At 57.1% G+C, this 24,090-nt stretch carries 21 protein-coding genes and 1 pseudogene; 6 read left to right on the top strand and 16 right to left on the bottom strand.

The window, feature by feature from the left end; genetic code table 11:
• Positions 1 to 30 precede the first annotated feature (30 nt).
• Genes ACEN9A_RS12370 through ACEN9A_RS12330 form a run of 9 tightly spaced genes read right to left on the bottom strand, consistent with a single transcriptional unit; the run spans position 31 to position 9,309 of the window.
• Positions 31 to 816, bottom strand: a complete 786-nt coding sequence (locus tag ACEN9A_RS12370; protein ID WP_258673784.1) for a 2-keto-4-pentenoate hydratase — start codon at positions 814 to 816, stop codon at positions 31 to 33.
• Positions 813 to 2,417, bottom strand: a complete 1,605-nt coding sequence (locus ACEN9A_RS12365) for a bifunctional 3-(3-hydroxy-phenyl)propionate/3-hydroxycinnamic acid hydroxylase (RefSeq protein WP_258674176.1) — start codon at positions 2,415 to 2,417, stop codon at positions 813 to 815. Before ACEN9A_RS12365 ends, ACEN9A_RS12370 begins: the two co-directional genes overlap by 4 nt.
• Before the next feature lie 2 nt (positions 2,418 to 2,419).
• On the bottom strand, positions 2,420 to 3,283 hold the full coding sequence (locus ACEN9A_RS12360) for an alpha/beta fold hydrolase (RefSeq protein WP_258673783.1): 864 nt from the start codon (positions 3,281 to 3,283) through the stop codon (positions 2,420 to 2,422).
• Positions 3,284 to 3,312: 29 nt separating this feature from the next.
• Positions 3,313 to 3,915, bottom strand: a complete 603-nt coding sequence (locus ACEN9A_RS12355) for an amino acid synthesis family protein (RefSeq protein WP_258673782.1) — start codon at positions 3,913 to 3,915, stop codon at positions 3,313 to 3,315.
• Positions 3,916 to 3,930: 15 nt separating this feature from the next.
• Entirely contained in the window at positions 3,931 to 4,380 is a 450-nt protein-coding gene (locus ACEN9A_RS12350) for a VOC family protein (RefSeq protein WP_258673781.1), read from the bottom strand.
• A gap of 11 nt (positions 4,381 to 4,391) precedes the next feature.
• On the bottom strand, positions 4,392 to 5,432 hold the full coding sequence (locus ACEN9A_RS12345; protein ID WP_258673780.1) for a YCF48-related protein: 1,041 nt from the start codon (positions 5,430 to 5,432) through the stop codon (positions 4,392 to 4,394).
• Positions 5,433 to 5,444: 12 nt separating this feature from the next.
• Positions 5,445 to 6,239: an SDR family NAD(P)-dependent oxidoreductase gene (locus ACEN9A_RS12340; RefSeq protein WP_258673777.1), complete on the bottom strand. Its 795-nt coding sequence runs from the start codon at positions 6,237 to 6,239 to the stop codon at positions 5,445 to 5,447.
• A gap of 26 nt (positions 6,240 to 6,265) precedes the next feature.
• Positions 6,266 to 7,756, bottom strand: a complete 1,491-nt coding sequence (locus ACEN9A_RS12335; RefSeq protein WP_258673776.1) for an aldehyde dehydrogenase family protein — start codon at positions 7,754 to 7,756, stop codon at positions 6,266 to 6,268.
• An 11-nt stretch (positions 7,757 to 7,767) separates the two neighbouring features.
• Positions 7,768 to 9,309: an acetolactate synthase large subunit gene (locus tag ACEN9A_RS12330; RefSeq protein WP_258673775.1), complete on the bottom strand. Its 1,542-nt coding sequence runs from the start codon at positions 9,307 to 9,309 to the stop codon at positions 7,768 to 7,770.
• A 261-nt stretch (positions 9,310 to 9,570) separates the two neighbouring features.
• Between ACEN9A_RS12330 and ACEN9A_RS12325 the strand changes: the two genes are divergently transcribed.
• Entirely contained in the window at positions 9,571 to 10,326 is a 756-nt protein-coding gene (locus ACEN9A_RS12325) for an IclR family transcriptional regulator (protein WP_258673774.1), read from the top strand.
• 18 nt (positions 10,327 to 10,344) lie between these two features.
• Here the strand turns inward: ACEN9A_RS12325 and ACEN9A_RS12320 are convergent, their stop codons facing one another.
• The 3 genes from ACEN9A_RS12320 to ACEN9A_RS12310 form a co-directional block, all read right to left on the bottom strand.
• Positions 10,345 to 11,670 carry an alginate export family protein gene (locus ACEN9A_RS12320; RefSeq protein WP_258673773.1) on the bottom strand — a complete coding sequence of 442 codons (1,326 nt, stop codon included), beginning with the start codon at positions 11,668 to 11,670 and terminating at the stop codon, positions 10,345 to 10,347.
• Positions 11,671 to 11,752: 82 nt separating this feature from the next.
• Positions 11,753 to 13,102, bottom strand: a complete 1,350-nt coding sequence (locus ACEN9A_RS12315; protein ID WP_258673771.1) for an aminotransferase class III-fold pyridoxal phosphate-dependent enzyme — start codon at positions 13,100 to 13,102, stop codon at positions 11,753 to 11,755.
• A gap of 109 nt (positions 13,103 to 13,211) precedes the next feature.
• Positions 13,212 to 14,660, bottom strand: a complete 1,449-nt coding sequence (locus ACEN9A_RS12310) for an APC family permease (protein ID WP_258673769.1) — start codon at positions 14,658 to 14,660, stop codon at positions 13,212 to 13,214.
• Between the two features lie 327 nt (positions 14,661 to 14,987).
• Here ACEN9A_RS12310 and ACEN9A_RS12305 point away from each other — a divergent pair.
• Positions 14,988 to 16,181 (top strand): annotated as a pseudogene (locus tag ACEN9A_RS12305) (PDC sensor domain-containing protein); the annotation flags it as partial.
• Positions 16,182 to 16,283: 102 nt separating this feature from the next.
• Positions 16,284 to 17,039 carry a methyl-accepting chemotaxis protein gene (locus ACEN9A_RS12300; protein WP_413388502.1) on the top strand — a complete coding sequence of 252 codons (756 nt, stop codon included), beginning with the start codon at positions 16,284 to 16,286 and terminating at the stop codon, positions 17,037 to 17,039.
• Between the two features lie 151 nt (positions 17,040 to 17,190).
• On the opposite strand, the gene ACEN9A_RS12295 is transcribed toward ACEN9A_RS12300, so the two are convergent.
• Together ACEN9A_RS12295 and ACEN9A_RS12290 are read right to left on the bottom strand one after the other, a co-directional pair.
• Complete coding sequence (locus ACEN9A_RS12295) at positions 17,191 to 17,559, bottom strand: DUF6124 family protein (protein ID WP_258673765.1); 369 nt, start codon at positions 17,557 to 17,559, stop codon at positions 17,191 to 17,193.
• A gap of 912 nt (positions 17,560 to 18,471) precedes the next feature.
• Positions 18,472 to 19,005 (bottom strand): UDP-N-acetylglucosamine acyltransferase, encoded by a 534-nt coding sequence (locus tag ACEN9A_RS12290; RefSeq protein ID WP_258673764.1) that lies wholly within the window; start codon positions 19,003 to 19,005, stop codon positions 18,472 to 18,474.
• 455 nt (positions 19,006 to 19,460) lie between these two features.
• On the opposite strand from ACEN9A_RS12290, the gene ACEN9A_RS12285 reads away from it, so the two are divergent.
• Positions 19,461 to 20,630, top strand: coding sequence for a hypothetical protein (locus ACEN9A_RS12285; protein WP_258673763.1), 1,170 nt, complete (start codon positions 19,461 to 19,463; stop codon positions 20,628 to 20,630).
• Positions 20,631 to 20,711: 81 nt separating this feature from the next.
• Positions 20,712 to 21,884 (top strand): hypothetical protein, encoded by a 1,173-nt coding sequence (locus ACEN9A_RS12280; RefSeq protein ID WP_258673762.1) that lies wholly within the window; start codon positions 20,712 to 20,714, stop codon positions 21,882 to 21,884.
• A 164-nt stretch (positions 21,885 to 22,048) separates the two neighbouring features.
• Here ACEN9A_RS12280 and ACEN9A_RS12275 read toward each other — a convergent pair whose 3' ends face one another.
• Positions 22,049 to 22,198 carry a phage major tail tube protein gene (locus ACEN9A_RS12275; protein ID WP_258674175.1) on the bottom strand — a complete coding sequence of 50 codons (150 nt, stop codon included), beginning with the start codon at positions 22,196 to 22,198 and terminating at the stop codon, positions 22,049 to 22,051.
• Between the two features lie 10 nt (positions 22,199 to 22,208).
• Positions 22,209 to 22,376, bottom strand: coding sequence for a hypothetical protein (locus ACEN9A_RS12270; RefSeq protein ID WP_258673761.1), 168 nt, complete (start codon positions 22,374 to 22,376; stop codon positions 22,209 to 22,211).
• A gap of 593 nt (positions 22,377 to 22,969) precedes the next feature.
• Between ACEN9A_RS12270 and ACEN9A_RS12265 the strand changes: the two genes are divergently transcribed.
• Positions 22,970 to 23,977 carry a hypothetical protein gene (locus ACEN9A_RS12265; protein ID WP_258673760.1) on the top strand — a complete coding sequence of 336 codons (1,008 nt, stop codon included), beginning with the start codon at positions 22,970 to 22,972 and terminating at the stop codon, positions 23,975 to 23,977.
• Positions 23,978 to 24,090: the final 113 nt, after the last annotated feature.

Below are 24,090 nucleotides of genomic sequence, written 5' to 3'. Positions count from 1 at the left end.
GTGCTCGATCATCCATGACAGTAGAGTCAGTCAGGTTGCGCCGGAAGGCGCCTTGAAGCCTAAAGCCAATACCGTGCCAAGCATGTGTAGCCGATACTGGCCAGGCTGGATATTCATCGGTGGCAATAACGCCCCGGACAAGATCACCTGTCCGGCCTCGAGCGGATGACCGTCTGCCAGCAATCGCCGAATCAGCCAACACAGGTTTACCAACGGCGTATCCTTTCGCTCTTCAGTATCACCGCCCCCGTACATCATTTCTTCGCTTTCCAGGCTATAGGTCACACTGGCGTGTTGAACCGGATCAAATTTCTGGACTTGACCCATGCAGTAGAATCCCGCCGCTGCGTTGTCGGCAAGAAAAGCCCCGGCACCAAAACTCCAGCCCTCCCAGCGACAGTCGGCAATCTCAAAGGCCGGCGCGACTTCGGCGATTGCGGCCAGGATCTCATCATCGCTGTAGTCCCCTGGAGTCAGTGAATGGCCCACGACAAAAGCCAGCTCAACTTCCAGTTTCGGTTGAATCAATAGCGCCAGATCAACAGAGCCTTGCGCCTCAACACGCATGACATCGGTCAATGCACCAAAAACCGGTTCGTTGAGACCAAAGCGCTTCTGGGCGGCAGCGCCGGAAAATGCAATCTTCCACCCGGTCAACTTCTCTCCCGACATCAAGCGCTGGTTCAGTGCCAGACACTGGAGAAAATAACCGTCGAGTACGTCGAGTGCTTCATGATCAATTGGCGGCAAGGCCACAGCCGACCGGGTCGCATCGCGCAGCTGCGTGATCAGACTTTTATTTTTAATCTGGTTCATGACAACTGCCTGGCGAGTTTGACGAGCACGCTATCCAGCCGTTCAGGCGTGGTGATTGCCGCAATAAAGCGGTCGGGACGCACGACTACAATGCAGTCTCGTACCGTGGAGAACCAATCACCCAGACGATTATCAACGTCCTCCACACTGATGGCTCCCACACTGGTAAGCGGTTGATTACGTTCCCCGCTGCGTGAGCGATTGACCTGAATGAACTGCGTGTTCCAGCGCGCCCAGTAGGCTGCCGACTGTTCGCTGAGGTGCTCACTCGGATTGACCCGATAACCGAGCACCGCGTAAGAGTCGCCGAGTACTTCATCCAGTCGCCGCCTCTGTCCCTGCGCATCTTCTACGTAGGGTTGCACGAACAATTGGCCTACCAGATCACCTTCGAGCAACTCTGCCCGCTCGTGATAAACCAACCCTTTGGTGATGGTCGCTTTGGGTTTGAACTTGAACTCAAGCAGGTGTGAGCGCAGGTTATCCACCGTGTTGACGGCCTGGAACAACCAGTCACGGACCCCCGCCATCAGCGGATTGGTCAGCCCTAACACCGCTCCCATATTATCGGCCAGGCCGATCAGGTCCGTGGCATGACCACGACGCTCCAGATCGTAGCTGGCAAGAATGGACGCATTGGCCCGTCCCTGAATGATGGCGGCCAGTTTCCAGACCACGTTGGCGACATCGCGCAAGCCTGAGTTGAGCCCCTGCCCGGCCCATGGCGGTGAAATGTGTGCGGCATCCCCCACCAAGGCAACGCGCCCTTCGACAAATCGAGCGGCGACCCGAGAGTTGTGTGTATAGGCCCGGATGCGGACGATATCCAGCTGTTCCTCCGCGTCGCCGATATGCCCACGAATCAGTGTCCGGATAGTCGCCTCTTCGCACATCTGCGCCTCATCCTCGCCCTCCAGCAGCATGAACTCCCATCGACGTTGCCGGTACGGCAAGTAGATACAAACGAAGGGACGTTGCGGGTCGGCATGCAATGCGGTGTAAGGCGCATCAAGCTGGTCGTTGCGAGTGTCCACCACCACCCATTTGCGTGGGTGGGTCATGCCCAACAACTCGATACCGAGCTTTTTACGTACGCTTGAGCGTCCACCATCGGCACCGATCACATACTGGGCGTGCAACTGGTATTGCTCACCCGAGGCGTCCCGAACCTGCAAGGTCACGCCCTCGTCGTCCTGCACCAGGTCGAGCATCTCATGCCCCTGGCGCAGTTCCACTCCCGCGTATTTTCCCAGCGCCTCACGCAAGGTGCCTTCAAGCATCTGCTGCATGAAAATGTTGCGCATCGGCCAGCCATAATGGGCGGTGCTTGGCTTGACCTCGGCGAAGCAAACACCGCGAGCGTTGTAGTAACGCAACGGCACATCGCAAATCATGTCGCGCACCGCGAGATCTGCGACGCCGATCCCCTGCAGCACACGCAGCGCTTCATCATCCATGCCTACCGCTCGAGGATAAGGCAGGATGCCGTCGGAGAGTTCCAATACGACGCAGTCGACACCATACAAGCCCATGTAATGAGCCGCCGTAATCCCGTTGGGACCACCGCCCACGATAACAACCTGGGTTCTCTCCTGCTTCATCGTCATTCACCGATTTCTTGTAGTTGTTGTGTAGGCAGACCCTGGAGGTAGTGCAACACGACACGGTTGAAAATTTCGCCCTGATCATCATGCACGTAGTGGCTGGCGTCAGCGATCTCAGCAGTCTGCGCCAATGGGTTGGCAGACTTGATCGCTGCAAGCGTCGCCGCAGGAAGAAAGTCTGAGCGAGCCCCACGAATAAACAGCGTTGGGCAATCCAGAGCTCGCACCGCCGGCCACAAATCCGTAGGCGTTATGCTCAGACGGGCCTGGGCAATGCCCTGCTGATCGTGGCGCCACACGATGCCGTTGTCCGTTTCTTTCATGGAGTGAGCCAGCCGTGAAGCCAAGCCCTGCTCCGACAATCCGGGGCGCGATTGTCGCCAGAAGCTGCGGGCGCTTTCCCAGTCTGGAAACAGCAGTGGGGTCTGGCTCATCTCGCGACGAATACGCGCAGCGCCATCGCCACTGATCGACGATCCGGGACCGATATCCTCAATGATCAATGCCTGCAGTCGTCCAGGATTCAACCGCGCATATTCCAGGGCATTGGTGCCGCCAAGGGAGTGCCCGACCAACACAAAGCGCTGCAAGCCCAGATGTGCCACCAGATCCTCGAGATCGCTGACATAAGACTCGGTTCGATAGCTGGTGCTCGGTGCCCAGTCACTCAAGCCCCGGCCACGCTGATCCAGCGCGTAGCAGCAGTAACCATCGCCCAACGCCTCGACCAATGAATCCCAGGTTTGAGCGTAAGCCCGAAGTCCGTGCAAGAGCACCACCGGGATACCTTGCTCACTGCCCCAACGCAGGTAATGCAGGCGCAGTGAAGAACCAGTGGTGAAGTAACAGCTTTGTGCAGTCATCGGCATACTCCCCCGCAGTTGACCGGGCCTTAAACCAGGCCGTCGTTACCCTTGATGTCCTTGGCTTGCAAACCACCAAGACGCGCATGCAATCGGCCGCGAGTGGCGAATGCCCAGATGATCACGACTTCATCGGGTGACGGACCATCACCAAAGGACAGGGAGATGCTGTCGTAGTGCGAACGCACGTAGAGCGCATCTTTGTGCGCCAGTGGCACATCGATCGTGGCGCCCGGACCACCGCGTTTGCCCGTGGACGGCACCCAGGATTTGCCCCCGCCCAAAGCAACCCGGATCGGATCGGCTGCGGGGTTGGTGAGAAACGCGTTGCCATGCTCGTATTCGCCTTGGCTACCCACCAGGCAAGCTTTGCCATAACTGACAATCTTGTGTTCGCCGGCCAGTTCCTGGATGCGTCGACCGAACTCTTCACCCAGCAGCGGCGACGGTTCCACCAGTTCGGCCAGGCTCTCGCTGTAACGGCCGGCGTACGGGTTGTGAATCACTGCAGCGACGGCGTACTTGAACAGCGGCTCACCGTCAGCCAGTTGCCCGCTTTCGTTGGCCAAGGTTTCTTCGGTGAAGCTGTACCATTTGCGGATGTGGTAACTGGCAAAGTTTTGCGCTTTCATCAGGTTTTTCTCTTCTTAAAGTGGGTCGAGATCAAAGTTCCGGCTCGGCGCGCCGGCCGCCTTGAAGCGGGCCTTGCCCCGTGCGTCGTCGTGCTCGGTCTCGAGGAAGAATTCCATGCGATTGCCATCGGGGTCGTTGAAGTAAACACCGTTGCCGATTTCATGATCAGTGATCTTCACCACCTCGACCCCTTTGCTGAGCAACATGCCGTAGAGCTGGCGCAGGGTGGTGAAATCACCGGCGATTTCCAATCCGTAGTGCTGCAATCCCAGGCCACCTTGATGGGCGCCGGGCTCGGCACGGATCAACGCGATGTCATGGTGTTTGCTACCAAACGCCATCATGACCCAGCTATCGCCCCGGGCACTTTCATGCATGCCCAGGATGTCGGCGTACCAACGCGCCGAGACATCAGGATCACTCACCCATAGCGATAAGTGAGTACGAACGACTTCGACTTTCATCGCGCGATACCTCAGTTCTTTTTGACGATGGACTGGTGTCCGGCCTTGATCTGCGCCACGGCGGGCGTCCAAAGCACATCGGCGATTTCACTGAACTCACGCCACTGTTTCTGCCAACCCACACCGCCGTTCTCGGACGTGAACAGGTGGCCGTACTTGGTACCGGCGAGGACTTGCCGAGAGTCAGCCGGGTTGATGCCGATGGCCCAGACGCAGGAATTGGGCTGCTGGGGAAGAGGCAGTACTTCCCAACTGACCGCCGCGTCATGGGAGACCAGGACCTTGCTGGTGGTGCCGGGGGTGCCGTCGGAAATGCTCAAGTACAGGCTGCTTTGCGTGCCCAGCGGCGCATTCATGGCGCGCACGTAGTAAAGCCCGAAGGTTTCGCGAGCCACAATGCCGGTCCAGGTCAGGCCTTCATCAAGGCTGCGGTAGACAGCGTTGACGCACACCACCACGATGACTTTTTCACCATGGTTAGGCAGCACCAGAATGTTGTGGACATCCGAGTTGTAGTCCCACAGCAGCCGATCATCGACTCGCGTCCAGGTATCACCGCCATCCCGGGAGTGAAACAACCCGCCCTCTTCCAGGCCGAACCATAGCTGGTTGCGGTCAGTCGGGTCATAGGCGAAGGCCAGCAAACGGGGCCGACTGACACCGTCGCAGAACTCCGGAATATCCACGGGTGCACGGTCCCAGTTCTGGCCACCGTCAAGGGTGCGCCACAGCACGGCACGCGACGGCGCACCGGTGCCGACGAAAATACGCTGCGCATCCTGCGGGTCGACGGCCACCTTCCACACCGTCTGCCCATTGAAGGGCGAGTCGACCTGCTGCCAGTGGCCACCGGTGTCATGGCTGACACACAAGCCAATGTCGGTGCCGGCATAAATCACCTCTGGCGTACCAGGGTGAAAGCTCAAGGATCGGGTGATCGCATCGAACTCCAGGTCCTGCCCCAGGCCAAGACGATGCCAGGTACGGCCGTCGTCGGCGCTGCGGATCACGGCCTGGCCGACGGTGGCGACCAAAAGGGTTCCGTTACTCATCGCTGTTGCTCCTCAAATGAAGATGCCACGGGTCAGGCCGCCGTCGATACCGATGGACTCCCCAGTCACTGCCCCGGCCTTGGGAGACGCCAGAAAACCAATCAGCCAGCCCATTTCGATAGGTGCCAAGGTGCGGCGAATCGGTGTCGCGTCGATGTAGCCTTGCTCGACCTGCTCCGGAGTCTTGCCCTGCTTGACCCCTTCACGCTCGTACAGCTCCTGGATATGCGGGGTATCCACCACGCCAGGGTGAATCAGGTTGACGGTGATGCCGGACGGACCCAATTGGTCGGAAAGGGTTTTGGTCATATGGGCAATGGCCAGGTTGCGCATGCCCGACAGCACTTTGCTGCCACGCCCGGTCAAGCCGCCGATATTGATGATGCGACCGAAACCGCCGGCTTTCATGTGCGGGGTCACGGCCTTGGCGCAGCGGAAATAACCGATCACCTTGGTGTTGAGGTCAGACAGCAGTTCGTCATCGCCGGCGTGCTCGATGTCGTTGCGCACCACCCCGGAAGGCGCCGCTGCACCGTTGACCAGAATGTCGATGCGGCCGAAGTGCTTGTGCGCGGCTTGCACCATGTCCGATACGGCGGACATCTGGTTGGTGTCACAAAACAGTGGCAGTACTTCGTTGCCCGTCTCGGCGGTGATTTCTTCGGCCGCTTGCTGGAGAAACTCCATGCGACGTGCGCAGATCACCACTTTGCAGCCTTCCTGGGACAGAAAACGTGCGACTTCCTTGCCTATCCCCATGCCACCGCCGGTGACGATTGCCACGCGGCCTTGCAATTCCAGATCCATAGCAGTTCCTCTTGTGATTATTCAGCTCAGGCGAGATCGACAAACACGCTCTTGGTCTCGGTGTAGGCGTCGATCACGTTTTTTCCCATTTCCCGGCCCCAGCCGGATTGCTTGTAGCCACCGAACGGCGAAGCCGGGTCGACGACGTTCCAACAATTGATCCACACCGACCCGGCCTTGAGTTGCGCCGCCACCCGGTGGGCCGAGCGCAGGTCGCGTGTCCAGAGGCCGGCTGCCAGGCCGTAGGGCGAGTCGTTGGCGCGCAGCACCAGTTCGTCGATGTCGGTCCAGCTCATGACCGTCAGGACCGGGCCGAAAATTTCTTCCCGGGCAATACAGGCGCGCTCGGCGCGATCAAGAAACACGCTGGGTTGAATGAAGTGCCCGCGCTCCAGGTGGGCAGGCCTGCCGCCACCACAGATCAGTTCCGCGCCCTCCTCCAGGCCACGCTGCAGGTAGCCGCTGACCGTATTCAATTGCCGCGCCGACACCAACGGCCCCATGCTGCTGGCCGGGTCCAGGCCGGGGCCCAGGACGTGGGCGGATGCGTGACGCTGGAGTTCTTCGAGGACCTGATCGAGCACGCTGGCGTGCACATACAGACGCGATCCCGCCGTGCAGACCTGGCCCTGGTTATAGAAAATGCCATCGGCAGCGCCCTTGGCGGCCCGCACGATGTCGGCGTCCGGCAAGATGATGTTGGGCGACTTGCCCCCCAACTCCAGCGACACCTTTTTCATATTGCTCGTGGCGCCTTGAGCGATCAGCCGCCCCACCTGGGTGGAACCGGTGAAGGCGATCTTGTCCACGCCTGGGTGCTGGGCCAGCGGCGCGCCGGTTTCGGCCCCAAGGCCGGTGACCAGGTTGACGACACCAGGCGGGAAGCCGGCGGCCTCGATCAGTTGCACCAACCGAATCGCCACCAACGGCGTTTGCTCGGCAGGCTTGAGTACCGCGACACAGCCCGTTGCCAGCACCGGGCCGAGCTTCCACACGCACATCGTCAGCGGAAAATTCCACGGCACGATCAACGCACAGACCCCCACCGGCTCGCGCAGGGTGTAATTGAGCATCGGAGCGCCACTGGCCGGCGATACGGGCAGCGTGCTGCCTTCGATCTTGGTTGGCCAACCCGCGAAGTAGCGCACGATATTCGCCGCACTCGCCGCCTCACCACGGGCGGTAGCGATGGGCTTGCCGTTTTCCAGGGTGATCAGTTGCGCCAGTTCTTCGCGGTGCTGATCAAGCAATTCAGCCAGACGAAACAACAGCAGCCCGCGCTGGGCCGGCGACTGCCGGGCCCATTCGCCGTTGAACGCTGTGCGAGCGGCATCGACGGCAGCGTCCACGTCACGCGCGCCGCCTTCGGCCACCTCGGTCAATGTGCTTTCAGTGGCAGGATTCTCCACCGCAAAACGGCGACCGCTGGCCGCGTCCTGCCAGGTGCCGCCCAGGAACAGACGACCGGGCTGGGACAACAAGGCCTGGACCGCGGGTAATAATTGGATCTGACTCATAGCCCTCTCCTTCACAGCGCCATTTCAATCAGGCATGGACCACTGTCGGCTTTGGCATTGGCCAAGGCTCGTTGCAGTTCGGCATTGGTGTGCACCGTACTGGCGGGTACGCCGTACCCTTTGGCCAGCGCCTTCCAGTCAATACGTGGGCGATCCAGCTCCGTCAGGCTCAAGGCTTCAGGGCCGAACTCGGTCACGCCAAAGCGGCGTAACTCGTTCTGCAGGATCGCGTAGCGATGGTTGGCTGCAATCAGGATCACCACGGGCAATTGCTCGCGGGCAATGCTCCACAGGGTCTGGATGGTGTACTGCGCGCTGCCGTCGGACTGCAGGCAGAACACGCGGTTGCCGCGCTCCGCCAGGGCTGCGCCGAACCCCACCGGAATACCCTGGCCGATCGCGCCACCGGTGTTGGTCAGTACACGATGCCGTGCGGCATTGGCCGAAGCCGTGAAAAACGGATAGCCGCAGGTGCCACCCTCCACCGAGACAATGCTGTCGTCCGGCAGTGAAGCCGCCAAGACTTGCCCCACTGACTGAGGTGTCAGTTCGGCATGGCCGGGTGGCAGTGCAACGCCGATTGGCGTGGGCACATAAGCGGGCGCATCGAGAGCGTCGGCCAGGGCCGTCAGTGCTCCGGCGACGTCGTCTCCCACCTCCGCCAACGACAGCAAACGCTCACGCTCTGCCAGGCGCGACGGGATGCCTTCGTAACCGAAATAGCTGATGGGCTCCGGCACGCCGGCGCAAACGACTGCGTCATATTGGTCGAGGATTTCGATGGCCACTTCCGGGAAATACGGCAGGCGATCCAGGTCCGGCAAACCGCCGCCACGGTAGCTGAGCCGAGGAAAGGTCTCGGCAAACAAGCGCACACCTGGCAGTCGGGCCAGGCGCCCCGCTGCTTCCAGACCGGCAACGGACAGCCCTTGATCACCCACGATAAACACCAGCCGCTGCCCATCACGCAGTGCCTGCGCCACCGCTTCGATCCGGTCACCGGCGAAACGCCGAACCGGCGCCTGCACCGCTGCGAAGTCACCCTTGTGAGCCACGGTATTGGCTTGCAGATCCATGGGCAAAATCAGGCTGGCGATCTGCCCTTTGGCCTGCCAGGCAGCCCGCACGGCTTCCTGCAAGTCTTCCCCTGTCCCTGACGCGGTGCGCGAGGTTCGCACCCAGCCAGAGACGGTCCCGGCCAAGGCCTGGATGTCACTGGCCAGCGGCGGGTCGTAATTGACGTGCCATGAGGCGTGGTCGCCAATCACATTGACGATGGGCGTATTTGCGCGGCGGGCGTTGTGCAGGTTAGCGATGCCGTTGGCGAAACCAGGCCCCAGGTGAGTCAGGGTCATCGCCGGTTTGCCGGCCACTCGGCCATAGCCGTCCGCCGCGCCGGTGCAGACCCCCTCGAACAAGGACAACACCGGCTTCAGGGCTGGTGCGTCAGCCAAGGCCGCCACCAACGGAATCTCTGTCGTCCCGGGGTTGGCGAAGCAGTATTCGATACCACTTGCCGCCGCGGCCCTCACTATCAGTTGTGCACCATTCATATCCGGCCCTCTTGCTCGAACGCTTGTCGTGTTTGAGATTTATCACACACAAGAGATGACAAAACAACCTATTTTTTTACATTAAAATCATATTATGAGATTTATGTAATTTTAACGCCTAAAAAAACCGCATCTGCGGTTATATTTCTCAGACACTGCAATGCGGTGGCTTTCCATGATCGGCTCGCCTACCTATAGTGCGTACCTGTTCGCCCCTACATGCATTCGCCCCCTACATGCGATTCCCTCACTAGGAGAAAAATGAGCAGTCTGAGCAAAATGCTGAGCGTCCTGGACCTCTTCGGCCCCCAAACGCTAAAAATCGCCCCCGACACCATCGCCGAACGCATGGGGTTGTCGCGGGCAACCGTGTACCGCTACGTCAAGGATTTGTGTGACGCCGGTTTGCTGACCCGAGTGGATGCCGGCCATTACGGCCTGGGGCCGCGCATCATCGAACTGGACTGGATGATGCGTCAGTACGATCCGATTCTTGTGGCGGGTCGTGAGTTGATGCACGAACTGTCCGAGGAGACCGGCCTTGCGGTGTTCGCCAGCGTTTTTTATGACGGCCACATCATCAACACCTACATCGCCGAACCCACTGACACCTACCGCTTTGCTTTTGGGCGCGGCCAACCGCTGCCGTTTTTTCGCGGTGCACAGTCCAAGGTGCTGATCGCCTTCCAAAAGGGCCGGCGCCTGCAACGCTTGTATGAAGAACACCTGGCCAATTCGCCCGACAACCCTTACGACTGGGCCAGTTTTTCCAAAGCAACGAAGAAGATCCGCAAGGACGGCTATTGCCTGACGCAGGACGAACTCAACCTGGGGCTCACCGGTATCGCCGCGCCCATCATCAATCGCGAAATCGATGAAGTGGTCGGCAGCCTGTCGGCCGTCGGCAGCAGCCAAAGTTTCAAACTGCTGCGTCAGGAAACGGTCATCGATATGGTGATGGAGACGACCCGGCGCATCGCCGAGAACATGCAGAATCAGGCCGCCGTGGTCGAGTAACAGACGACGGCTGTGCCGTCAGAACGGAACAGCCAGTGTCAATTGGCTGTATACGTTGGTGCCATTGCCCGCTACCTGATTGCCTCCGGTCGTTGCATCCTGCCTTGGCTGGTAGAACCCCATCAGCGGGGTAATGATCAGGTGCGGGTTGACGGCCCACTCGGCATACAGGTCCAGCTCACGCCCGTCCAGGTTCAGCGCGTTGCTTTTGCGCAGGGTGTCGTAATCAAAATACAGCGCACCCAGGGTCAGGTTTTCCATCGGCGTGGCTTTCAGACCGACATGGTGGATACGCGTATTGCTGTTGAACGGTCCAGCGTAATTGCCAGCGACTTCACCCTGAAACCACGTACCGTATCCGGTACTCAAACCGGTAAACAGTGAGTCCCACCGCTGCGAGTAACGGGTGTAGCGGTACGTCAGTTTCGGCGCCCAGGCGATGTCGGCGAAGGTGTAGCCGGCCTCGGCATACCAGGCTTTCTGCGGGCCGGCATCCTTGTCCTGCCAGGCGTATTCAAAGGCCAGGCTGGCATTCTCGATTCCGGCGTCGCCTTCACCGCGAACGCTGTAGACGTTCATGCCCTTGCGCTGCCGCTGAAAATCGCTTGCCCATCGATCGCTCACATCAAGGCCATGCACCCAGGTCAAGCCCAACGTACCCGCCTTGGCGGTGTAGTCCAGGGTGCCTGCGGCCAATTCGGTTTCGGCTTGAGCACGGTTGTCAGACTTGAGCCACGCCAGGCTGCCGTGCACCCCATCCTGCCCGCCCAGACGCACGACGGCGGTTTGATCGAAAGCGTGCCGCGCGGCCAGATAATAAGCACCGCCACGGTTCAAATGACCATCGGCAGGCCCTTTGCCCATGTTCGGCCCATCATCGTTGATCAGGAACCCGCGACCCAGCTTGACCACCTGGCGCCCACCGGAGACATCGACCCCATCCTTGCCCAGCACCGGGAACAGATCACCGGAGCGCCAGCCCAGGTAAGCATCTTCGATCTTGGTGGTGCGCTCGGTACCGAGGGAGTTGCCGGCAGGGTCACCATCCCCCCAGGTCGCGGAACTGACCAGGCTGAACGCACCATAAGCGGTGCCATTGCCAGCCAACGCCTGGTCGCCACTTAATCCGTACTTGATAAAGCCTTCGCGCCAGGTAGATCCCCCCGGCGTGCCGTCATAATTCTTGCGACTGTTGAACTGACCGAACACAGCCAGGATATCGGCGTTGACGTGGCGGCTCTCATCGGCGTACAGCTCGTACGCCTGAGCCTGGCTGATGGCCGAAAGCGCCAATGCACTGACAAGACCGCTCCTTGAACATTGAGTTCGTGATAGATAGCGCATGGTTGAAGCTCCTTATGGTGCGCGTGTAAATGGTGGACCTAAAACCGACGCAACCTCGCTGCGTCGGTTTCTTTTGCGCTGACTAGCGACAGTTGGCGAGGGCCGTATCCAGGGCGGACGCGATCATACCGGCTTCATCGGACGTGAGGGTTAAGGGCGGCGAAAGAACGATTTTATTTGCGATCGGACGCACCAGCACCCCGATGCGGCGCGCTTCATCAGCGATGCGTGAGGCACGGCCGGAGGCCGGATCGAGCGGCTCGCGGGTGGCCTTGTTCGCCACCAGGTCCAGCGCAATCATCAAGCCCTTGCCGCGCACTTCACCCACCACGTCATAGCGCTCGGCCAGTGGTTGCAACTGCTCCAGCAACTGCGCTCCCACCCTCCCCGCATTCCCCGGCAGATCCTCGGCTTCGACGATATCCAGTACGGCCAGGGCCGCCGCACAGGCGGTCGGGTGCCCGCTGTAGGTGTAGCCGTGCATGATCACACTGCTGAAACCCGGACCGTTTTCGATCGCATCGACAATGCGCTGGTTGAAGACTGTAGCCCCCATGGGGATGTAGCCGGCGGTGATGCCTTTGGCCAGGCACAGAATGTCCGGGGCGACGCCCCAGCCTCGACTGCCGAGCATGCAACCTGAACGGCCAAAGCCAGTGACCACCTCATCGGCGATCAGCAGAATACCGTGGCGATCGCAGACTTCTCGCAGACGTTTCCAATAGTTCGCCGGCGGCACGATCACACCACCCGCGCCTTGCACAGGTTCGGCGATCATCGCCGCAATGGTCTGCGCCCCCAGCAACGCGATCTGATCTTCAAGCTGGCGAATACAGTGGTTCGTCAGCTCCTCGGGGTCACGGCAATCCCAGGGGTTGCGATACAGCCAAGGCGTGTCGAGTAAATGGCAGCCCGCAAGCAGTTGCCCGTGGTTGTAATGGTAAACACCATTGCCGCCCACCGAAGTGCCGCCCATGTGCACGCCGTGGTAGCCGTTGCGCAGCGACAGGAAGCGGGTGCGTCCGGGTTCGCCACTGGCGATCCAGTATTGGCGCGCCATTTTCAGCGCGGTCTCCACCGCATCGGAACCGCCGGAACTGAACAGCACCCGCGTCATGTTCTCTTGGGCAAACATGGACGTCAGGCGCTCGGCCAGGTCGAACACTCGGGGGTGGGCGATGCCGTCGAACGTCTGGTAATACGCCAGCTCATCCAACTGCGCGGCGATGGCCGCTTTAACCGAAGGACGGTTGTGTCCAACGTTGACGTTCCATAACCCGCCTACACCGTCGAGCATGCGATGCCCCTCGATGTCGGTGATGTAGTTGCCATCACCGCGGGCGATGATCAAGGTCTTGGACCGATGCGCCGGTGCCGAAGAACTCATTGGGTGCCAGAATTTCTTCTGTGCTGTCTTATATTTCTCGTACATGATTCAGCTCCTGACTCAGTGTCACGCTTTCTTTTCGCGCACCGACAAGCCGCCCGGTACGGGGACGGATCGGTATTTTCGTGTTGGTTGAACGGTGCTGCGTGGGGCTTTAAAGCTTGTGGCTACCCAATGCCAGGTACCGCTCCGGCGACGTCTTGCGAAGTCGAGCCGCCAAGAACACGCCAGCCAGCAGGGCCGCGGGAATAATGGCGCAGAGACTGTATGACAAGGCCACGCTCGCGCCCGTCAGTACATCGAAATGCACCACGGCGAGTACCAGGACCGCCAACAGGGCAAGGCAAGAGAAACCGGGGAAAATCCGCCCACGCCAGATCCCCAGCTTGAGTTCGGGGTGGCGCCGGAAGAAGACGAATACCGCTGCCGAAGTGATCGCCATCAGCAAAATCACGCAAAGCGTGGCCAGGTTGGACAGCCAGGCAAACAGCTGCAGGATCGGATCGGCATCCATGGCGGCGAAAATCAGCACGACCACGGCAGAGATCAGGCTTTGCAACGCCGAGCCCATATGTGGACTCTGGTGGACGCGATGGGTAGTGCCCAGCCGGTGCGGCAACAGGCCGTCACGCCCGATCGCGTAGAAGTAGCGTGCCGCTGCGTTATGAAAGGCCAGCAGCCCGGCATAGATACTGACCATGAACAGCACCCGGATAATCTGAGTCAGATACGGGCCGACAAAGTGGTCGGACATGCCATAGATAAACGTCGTCGGGTCCTGCAAGGCCTGAAGCGTGGTCACGATTTTGTCCGCCCCTACGCCCACCACCATCGACCAGACCGACAGCGCGTAGAAACCACCGATCAGCAATACCGAGCAGTAAGTGGCAATCGGGATGGTGCGTTGCGGGTTCTTGGCCTCTTCGCCGTAAATAGTCGTGGCCTCGAAACCGATAAACGCCGCGAAGCAGAACAGCAAGCCGATTGACGGTGTGCCGCTGAACACATGGCTGCGATCAAACGAGTCGAGATTGATGCCACTGTCACCCCCGGTTTTAAGAATGGCGAAATCCAGGGTCAGGATGGCCAGATACTCGGCAATCACCACAATCGAGAGCAACCGGGCCGAGAGATCAATCTTGCGATAACCCAGAATCGCGATGCTGGCCATCGCCATCAACGAGTAAGACCACCAGGGTAACTCCAGGCCGAAAACGGTCGCCATGGTGCCACTGACCACGCCGCCGAACATGCCATAGAGGCCGACCTGAAGGATGTTATAGGCAAACATCGCCAGCACCCCCGCCGCCCCTCCTGCCATACCACCCAGGCCTCGGGAGGTGAAGGCATAGAAACCACCAGCGTTGGTGACATGCCGCGACATGGTGGTGTAGCCCACTGAAAACGCCAGCAACACCAGCAAAGCCAAGAGCAACAGCGCCGGTGTGCCCGCGCCATTGCCCACCATGATGCCAATGGGAAAGCCACCGGCAATGACACTTAACGGGCTCGCCGCCGAAACCACGAAGAAGATGATGAAGCCAACACCCAGGGCGCCACGCTTCAACTCCGTCGAGCTGTTGATCGGGATAGATACGCTCATGTTCTTGACCTTATTGTATGAGGCAGTCGCTGTGGGATCGGTGCAGTCAACCGCTCACTGTCACCGAATAGCTTATTGTTCTTGTCGCACGCTGGATTTGATCCTATGCCTCTCCGTGAACGCCTCGCTATCCCAAATCGGTAACATCGCAGACCCCGCCCCAAAACAGGTCAAGGCAACCTGCAGGCTTGTGCCGATTCGGGATAACCGCCTGGCTTTTCATGCCCGCAACATAGCCTCGCGAGGTCTTGACCCAGAGGCGGCCGCCATACCCTGACGTTGGAGGGATCGCCGTATCCATCCACTTCGGCGTAGGAAATCCAAGCCATGCTCTTCACTCGTCTTACCCTCCAGTCACGCATCACACTCTTGAGCGGGCTGTGCCTGCTGACGGTCATGGGCGCGTTGATCGGCGCCTCGATGTATCAGAACCAGCAAGGCGCCACGCTGTTGAAACAGCAGAGCAGCCAATTGCTCGGAGAGTCTGCCCTGCAAAGCCTGCAAGCCCAGACCGCTGACCACAGCCAACGAATCGAACGTTTTTTTAACGAAACAGCGCTCTATGGCCAGGGGTTCGCCCAGCAGGTCCTGCTATTGCGCGCACAAACGCTCAACGGTCGCTTGACCACGGAACAACTGCGCCACGACCTGATCGGCATTACGCGCCAGGCCCTATTGAACCGAGACAAAGTACTCGGACTGTATGTGGTGTTGCTGCCGGATGCGCTCGCGGGTAGCGATGCCGACTTCGCAGGACAGCGCGACCTGGCCAGTAATGAAAAGGGACGTTTTGCCCTGTATTGGTCGCAGAGCCAGCCGGGACAGCTGGTTCAGGAAGTGCTCAGCGAACCCCAAATCTACGCCAACACCGCCCCAGCCGACAGCGAACCGGAGAATGCCTGGTACCTCTGCCCCCAGGCACAGTTACGCACCTGTGTCGTAGAGCCCTATGCGGTCGAGGTGGAAGGCCGCAAAACCCTGATGAGCAGTATTTCCGTGCCGCTGATCGACAAGGGTAAAACCATCGGGGTCGTGGGCATGGATATCAGCCTCGACACCTTGCAGATGCTCGCGACCCAATTCAAAGAAGACCTCTATGGGGGCCAAGGCGAAGTGACCCTCCTGTCGGCAGCAGGCCGGGTGGCCGGCCATAGCGGTACCGTCTCCCAGGCCAGCATTGACGTACGGCAAACACTGCAAACCGTGGCCGCCAACCCACCGTGGCAACTCCAGATAAAGGTTCCGCAAGCCTTGGTACAGGCCCCCGCTCGAGCAATGCAAACGCAATTGGACGATAAGAGCCGCCAGGCCAACTGGCTCAACCTGTGCCTTGGATTGCTGGCAAGCGGCCTGGGGCTGCTGCTGATCTGGCTGGCCGCCTATGGCATAACCCGCCCGCTGCTCAAAGTTGCCGGCCTGCTGAATGCCATTGTCGAGGGCAACGGCGACCTGACCCAGCGTCTGCCGGGTGGCCGTCACGATGAACTGGGTCAATTGGCTAACGGGTTCAATCGCTTTCTCGATAAATTGCAGCCCATTATTCGTGACATTCAGTCGGCCTCCCTGGATACACGCAACACCGCCGATCGATCATCACTGGTTGCCCAGGAAGTCAGCGCAGGCATGCAAAGGCAGTACCGGGAGGTCGAACTGGCCGCCACTGCGCTGCATGAGATGAGCGCCAGCGCCCAGGAAGTGGCGCGTCACTCTCACCTGGCGGCCGAGGCAGCGGCGGTTGCCGAAAACGCGAGCCGGTCGGGCCATGAAATATTCGCCAGCGCTGTGTGCAGCATCGACCTCCTGGACCAGCGCCTCGAGACGACCCTCAAGCAGGTGCACACGCTGGCGGACAACAGCCAACAGATTGGCCAAGTGCTGGATGTCATCTGCGCCATTGCACAACAGACCAACCTGCTGGCCTTGAATGCCGCCATTGAAGCGGCCAGGGCCGGCGAACAGGGGCGCGGTTTCGCCGTGGTGGCCGACGAGGTCAGGCACCTGGCGAGCAACACCCAAAGCTCGGTCGAGCAAATTCGCACGGTGATCGAAGCGCTGCAACACCTGAGCCAGGACGTGGTGCACAGCACCCACCTGAGCCGCGAACAAGCCAGTCACAGCGTGGCTCAGGTGGAACAGACCCGTACGGCGCTGGAGCGTATCTCCAGCGCCGTGGACGCGATCGAACAACTGAACCAGCAAATCGCCAGCGCAGCCCTCGAGCAAAGTGCAGTCGTCGAAGACATCAGCCATCGGGTCAGCGATATTCGAAGTGTCAGCGAAACACTGACCACCCGCATGCAGGACGCCTCACAGGCCAGTCACTCGCTGCATGCCATGGCGAACCACCAGCAACAACTGGTGGGCCATTTCCGGGTGTGAGCCGATGGGTGAGCTGACAGCGCTTTGCGGAGAAAAAAGACAGGCCGTTCGATGTGCTGCCGGTGTTCGGGGGACTGATAACGACCCCTTCGCGTTGCAACTATCAAAGCCCTTTACCGAGGGGCAAGCCTCTCGGTAAAGGGCTGAGTGATTACTTAGGTGGCACGAAGTTATCCAACATTCGATTCACCGCCAGTTCCGCCAGCATGATGACCTGTTGAAGTGCCAGCAGGGTATTGCGGTGGGTGCCCTCCACCAATGCAGCAATGTCGCTGGCCATGACACTGGCCGAGGCCAGGTTTTCACACGTTTGAACCAGCAAAGCTTCATGGCCGACATCCGGCGCAACCATGTACATGGTGCTGGGTTTGCGTGGGGTGTTGTTTATGATCGCTGCCGGGTTGAGGTAGAAATTAAGGGCGCGCTCGGCGGCTTCGTGGAATTTCTTTGAATCGACGGATTCGTACGGGGATGCCGGATCGGTGTCCGGTTCCGGTGGATTGGGTGTCACTTTGAACATAGATGAAACTCCCACTTAGAATAAATAAGAGCCATCACCCTCGCTACCAAACGATGGGTGGCGGCCATACGCGGGTTGGTAGACCGGTCTAAGTAGGAAACCCGGCGCTCACAATGGAGCCCCACGCATGACCACCATATAAAGCTGAGCCCCAAAAAAGGGACTGCATAAGGTGTCGCCATGCGACTACTTAAAGGCGGGCTACCAAACCCGATCACTGTTTTTCAGTGACAGGGAAACGATATAGCCCGCCCCACAGCCGCACAAGCCAGCGGATTCTGGCGCACGCGTAGGCAACGACGCAAGGCGTTGTAGCCGTTAGGACGTAACAGTGGGTGTCCTTAAACACGCATCGTTAAACGTGTGAGCGCTTTCAAAAAAACGAGGAAGTGTCTGACATTTTTTGGGTTGTGTTGCTGCGGCCGCAGCTGTCGCCCGCTTAAAGGCATGCAGGGCGCGCACGACGGTGCAGTTTTTTGAATCGAGGATTTGGTAGGAGGATGCCGGATCGGTCACCGGCGGATTGAAAGGACGCTGAACGCGGCGTCGGTCCTTTTGAATGGAACCGTGCAGGGTCGAAAAAGGATGGCAACTGTACGCAGGTAATGGAGTCGTGGGAGGAGCTTCGCAATACCGACTTGCCCGAGGGCACCCTGTGTACAGTCACCATCAACATCAGGCATGGAGCTGCCTGTCCCGTCAAAAGAGGCACATGAAACTTAACGTGCCACGGGCTGCTCCGCCCGGTCACTGCGGCGGTGACGAGAGACAAAGTACCGGCGACCGCTTGGCCAAACAGCCGGCCGATTCCGTAGCGGGTGTAGGCAATAGCGTTGGATGTTGTAGCCTCACGAAGTCATAGAGCGTTTCACCGAGCACGTCCTATCAAGGCGATTCACCTTGTCTTTACGCCTAGTTCAACTTCTGAGCTTCCAGTTTCGCCAGGAAGTCTCGAATATTGTTCTGTACGGCGCGATTGACTGATTCCTTGAGTCGGACGACACCTGCGAAGGCGTAGCCTGGAGGGACGATGCCTTGGGTGGTGATCGTTTCTTCGAGCAAGGTTTCGCCCGTTTTGCGATTCACCAGCAGGTACTTTGCGGAAGCATCAGTCACCATGGTCACGCCAGCTGCCGGCGGATCCAGCTCCTGGATTTTGACGAAAAGATTCACTTTTTTTGTCGACTCGTCGTCGAACACCGAGCTCTTGTTAATGGCTTCTACTACTGCCCTTTCCCAGAGTTCGGGAATGCCCTCACCATCGGACGGTACATTTCCTGTTTGCTCATTGGGCGCAGCAAAGGAAACGGATACTGCACGAAGGTCCGCGTCCACTTTGTGAGTCGAGGGCGAAATACTTGGAACGGAGAAATTCAGTGGGGGTACAGATGTGCAGCCGCTTAGCAAAGCGACCAACAATGTACTGACGGCGATCCTTGAACGCATCCTGCTTCCTTTCTGCAAATGAGTTGATACGAGAAGAGCATAGTAGGCGTTAGCCCAAGTCGCCTTTGTCTCTTCGAGAGGCACCTACAACCTAGCATGCCACCAGAAAGCTTCCTGAGGTGCTGTTACATGGCCGCAAAGGTGACGAGCGCCTATTAATCATCCGGTACATGCAGGAAGGCTTTAACCTGAATGACGTCTGGAACATGCTTTCCACATCAACGTTGTACATGGAACGCGGTCTGGTTTAGCGCATTAGAGGGAGGTCCCGTTTTCATCGGAACCAAGGCCGCGATGGACTGGGTCGTAAATGATTGCTGATCTGCTCCCTCTCGCTTGCTTTTGGCTATGGGTATAGAGCAAGCGGTGAGTGATCAAAAAATTGCACACAGCATGAGTGGCCTTTTGATAGCATCTGAGTACCTACGAAGCCCCAGTCACCTAGGAGCGTCACTTTGATCAGACCATCTATAGATTCACCTAGCCTGTGTTACACCCTTTACTACGACGAGTCCAACAACCATCGAAAGTTTTATATCAACGAAAACAAGAATAACTACAACATCGACAATGACCCCAATAGAAAGCAGGCAGCGGCCACAAATTTTATGCTCGGTGGTGTCGCCCATAAAAAAAATGAGTGCAAGGCGAATGCGACTGAACTGATTGAAGGCCTGAAGCTTCAGGATTCTGTTAAAGAACTAAAATTCGGCGTCGTGGCAAGGGGGAGTTTTGATCAGACACTCAAGTCGGCACCGCTGAAAAAAATTCTCAAATGGCTGCTCGATAGCGATCTTTATGTTCACTATTTTAACTTAAACTTGGAATACTGGGCCTTCATCGATATTATTGACGACTGCACCCACCACTGCGTGCAAAACCACCGACTTGAATTTAAAAGTGATTTGCATTTCCGGGAGTATCTCGACTTTCACAAAGATGTACTCTATCGAGTCATCAAGGCAGACAAGGAAAAATTTATTGGCTTGGTGAAAGAGTTCCGGTATCCATTTATCGAAGGGCAAGAGCAGCCGTTTGTTGAGGCGTTACATAAATATGTGGTCGATTACTCCGTCAAACTGTTCATGCAACAGCCTAGACCTGATCGAGACGAGATAAATGCCTTCTTAAGCCTTGCAGAGCTCTTCTCTATCAGTCTAGATATTGAAGATATGACGCTAACTCTAAATCTGGAGGAAGGAGTCCTGGTCGACGGCCTCTCTGTTTTTTATCAGAACCGCGGGTTGATGCTTAGCCACTCCGAGCATATCTTTGACGACGAATTTTCTGTTGAGGACGAGATTGCCGTCTTGAATCGGAGTGGTCAGAGCCCAAACTTCAAATACAAGTTTGTTAAGTCGATCGAAACACCGCTGACGCAGATTTCAGACGTCGTTGCAGGGTTGTTTGCCAAGTATTTCGAGTTTATTGAAAAAAACACCCTGAGCGACCTCACTATTATTAGAAAAAAATTGAGCCCGCAACAGTTGGAGACCCTCAACTTGATAAGAGCGCTGATCGAAAAAAGCCATGATGAATGTGAGCATCTCCTGTTTTATGTCATGACCCTGAGTGAACATAAGAAACACGTTTCTTTCATGTTCCCCGACGTAAAGTTAGACTAGGCTGGTATGATCGCTGTGCGCTGCGCCAACGCGGCGCAACTTAATAATAAATAAGAGCTATCGACCACTCTTGGAAATCACATGACCACTGAAGCCAGTTCGCAACTGATCCCCGATGTGCCTCCCGCGGTGCCTGCCGTCCAGAATTGGAAATTGAGAAACGCTGACCGACCGAGGCATTCTATTACTGAATATCCTCTCTACACGGATTCTCACATCACTGGTCAAATCCACCGCGAGGATTGGCCGTACGCATTCCTGAATACCATTCCGGGTAGTACTGAACCCGGCCTGGTGCAGCACTCCTGCACGTTGCGAGTTGAAGAGTATATTCACTCAACTATTCCAGATTTTTCAGAGACGGATGACTCGCTCTACCATGGTGGCTTACTCCAGGATGAGATCGCTGCTCTAGCATCAATCTGTTTGGGGGCCAGAGTCAAAGCAGGCGGTATGAGCCGGATATTCGAAAGGCTTACAAAGGATCCGTTAGGCCGACCTACGGAATGGGACTATAAACGGCCTCTGTCTTTGACGGTAAACAAGGATCGTTTAATTCTTCCAGACGTGGCTGGCGTTCACTCACTCGATGAATTAATGCGATTTGAATCGTTGCCATCTTTAAATGCACCGCAATCAATTGCACTTATACGGGCTGCTCGGTTTTACCAAGATGCGTTATGGATTGTAGAGTCAGAGCCGAGTCTTGCTTGGCTTATGCTTGTATCCGCCCTTGAGACTGCGGCAAACCACTGGCGTACAGAGAACGGAACGGCGCCAGAGCGCTTAGCCGATTCGAAACCTGAATTAGTCGCTGGATTGATGGAATGTGGTGGAGACAAACTAGTTCAGTTTGTGGCAGAGCAGATTGAACACACATTAGGCGCTACAAAAAAATTCATCGATTTCACTCTGACTTTTCTACCCTCGCCACCATCGTCGCGTCCAAACGAATGTGATCAGATTTCTTGGGTACACGCGTCAATGAAGAGGTTACTTGGCTCTGTCTATAATTATCGATCTAATGCCCTCCATGGAGGCACTCCATTTCCTGCCCCTATGTGCGATCCGCCTAGGAAACTTGATGTTTCGAGTGGATATTCAGAGATCGGTACGACTGCACTAGCGGTTAGCTCCTACGGAGGGGTTTGGAAAGCTAAAGACCTACCCATTAACCTTCATGCCTTCCATTACATCGTCCGCGGAGCACTTCTCGGATGGTGGGAAAAGATGGCAAGAGAAGCTCAGTCGTAATTGTCGAAACTGGTAGGCAAAGAACTGGCTACACGGGAGAAAAATGTGGGCCGCTTTGAATGCCTTGCCAGATGAAAAGGCTATTTCACAAGTGGCTATTTTTTTGACTCTATCAAGCGATCCTAAGATTCTTGTCATCCTTGGGCAGCTGATCCTCATCACCCCTAGCAATGTTTGAACTTAAAAAGCTTCCTGGCTGCCTCAAAGTACAGGCTGTTCCAAGTGATTTTCCCTTCCAGTTTGTCGATGCCATCCGGCAGCACGATCAGCCCCACCATGCCAAGCCCTTGAAAGTCGCTCATCACGGTTTTGATGGTGCCCAGATCAATCGGTGTTTGGGGCTGCTAGATCAATGGATTCCGGTTGGCCGTCTTCGCTGAATTCGATGACGCCGGGTTCGCCTTCGGCCAGTTCGATGGGCCGCAGGCCTTTGACGGCCGGCGGTTGGGCGCCGAGGAAGCCGACGTGGCGTAGGTAGTAAACGCCGGGCACGGGGTTGTTGGCCGCGGTTGGGTGGTAGAAGGAGGCGGATACTTTTTTGTAGCTGCCCTTGGCGATCTGTTCGGCGAAGGAGGCGTCGTGTTGCGGGTGGCCGATGACCAGCGGGGCTTCGTGCAGGGTTGGGTTGTAGGCGGCGACGGTGGCGGCCAGGTCGGTTTCGGTGAAGTTGAAGGTGGTGCCGGGTGCCGGGTTTGAAGATGTGGAGTGGGGTCATGGGGGGCGCTGCGTTGTGATGATGTGCAGAGCTTGGCCGCTGGATGGGGCTGGGGCTTTTATCGGATTTATAGGGTTAGATTGGTGAGATTTTGCCGGTGGGGTACGTCACCACGCGTTTTGCGTATGGGGTAAGCGGTGACAGGGAAAAATAATCGCAAAACACCCAAGGCAGCGATCAACGCACACAAGCTATTGATTGGTATAAAAAATAGTCAGTTAATTAATTATTCCTTTTTTAAACCATGTCTTGTGCTGGCGGAAGTAACTGCCGTCTGCTATTGGTTATAGAAAAGCGTTGAGCGGGATGGGTGTCCTGCAGTGTCCGAGCTCAGCAGAAGGGATGTTTTGCTTAACTTACGGAGAAGATGATGCAAGGATCTCAACGTGCAATATTATTTTTCGGGGCAACCACATTAGTTGGGTGTAGTGTGTGGCACCCGATGGAACCACCGATAGCAAATGCTCTTGGGCGTTATGTAGAAAAAGGCAGCTTCGGTTCATATACGATTGGTGGAATCGCCGTTACATTAGATCCAACAATGGTGCGCACCGACGATTCAAGAGATACGTTTACAAAAAGCGAATACTCATCTTTCCACGCCAAGTTAATGGCCTCGTTCAACAATCTAGTCGGGGCCGGGGCGGATGTAAATTATGATGCCTCGAACATTGAGGTGTCTAAAGGGTGGAAAGTGATGCAAATTTCCGACCTTTCCATCGCTGCACCTCTGCACGCAGAATTTGTTTATAAATGCCTGACGAATGATGAGTACAGCTTTGAAGCCAGGAGCCTATTGGCCGGCGGAGCATCGATAAGCAGCTCTGAACTTGCCAAATCTTTTGGGACAGCAGAAATCAGCACTACTCCTTCAGCGCCGAACATTACAAAGGTCACAATAAAAAACCCTACGGTTTGCCTCTCTTACGTTGCGGCGCGCCTAGATCCGGTAGACAAAAGTTCAATCCCCAAAATGACTGCTTTCACAAAGACTGAAAATGGCATCCCAAAAACTGCATTTAATCTAGGTCATAACGGCTCTAGCGATCAAGCCACTCTCGATCTAGGTACCGAAGGACTCGATAACAAGCCGATGTTTAGGTTGATACATGCAGGCACCAAAGACGTTCCCTCATTGAGAGTTGAAATAGTTGACCTGACCAAACCAAAAGCGACTCCACATAGTGTAGTTCTATCTGAAACCACCCCTGGATCTCGAGAGTGGGAAGGAATTTATGGCCTTGAAAATTTCCAGTACGAGAGCATGAAATTTTTACTGGCTCGGTTAAAAATTAACGCAAAGCTGACTGCAGATAACACTGTTGAAGTGGCATCAGCGACGATTTTTGCTCCCACTTATAAGCTTTCTCTAAAATAGCTGATGTTTGCTTCGGCACGCATCGGCACGGTAGGCACTTTGCTGAGAGCTGCTTAGGTGCCAATAGGTAGGCCGGAGAGAGTTTATAAAGCATTTACGGAGTGCTCTTTGCT

It is taken from the genome of Pseudomonas sp. Pseusp18 (assembly GCF_059506005.1).
Note: the sequence above shows the minus strand (reverse complement) of the source record. Positions and strands in the feature narration are given on the sequence as shown.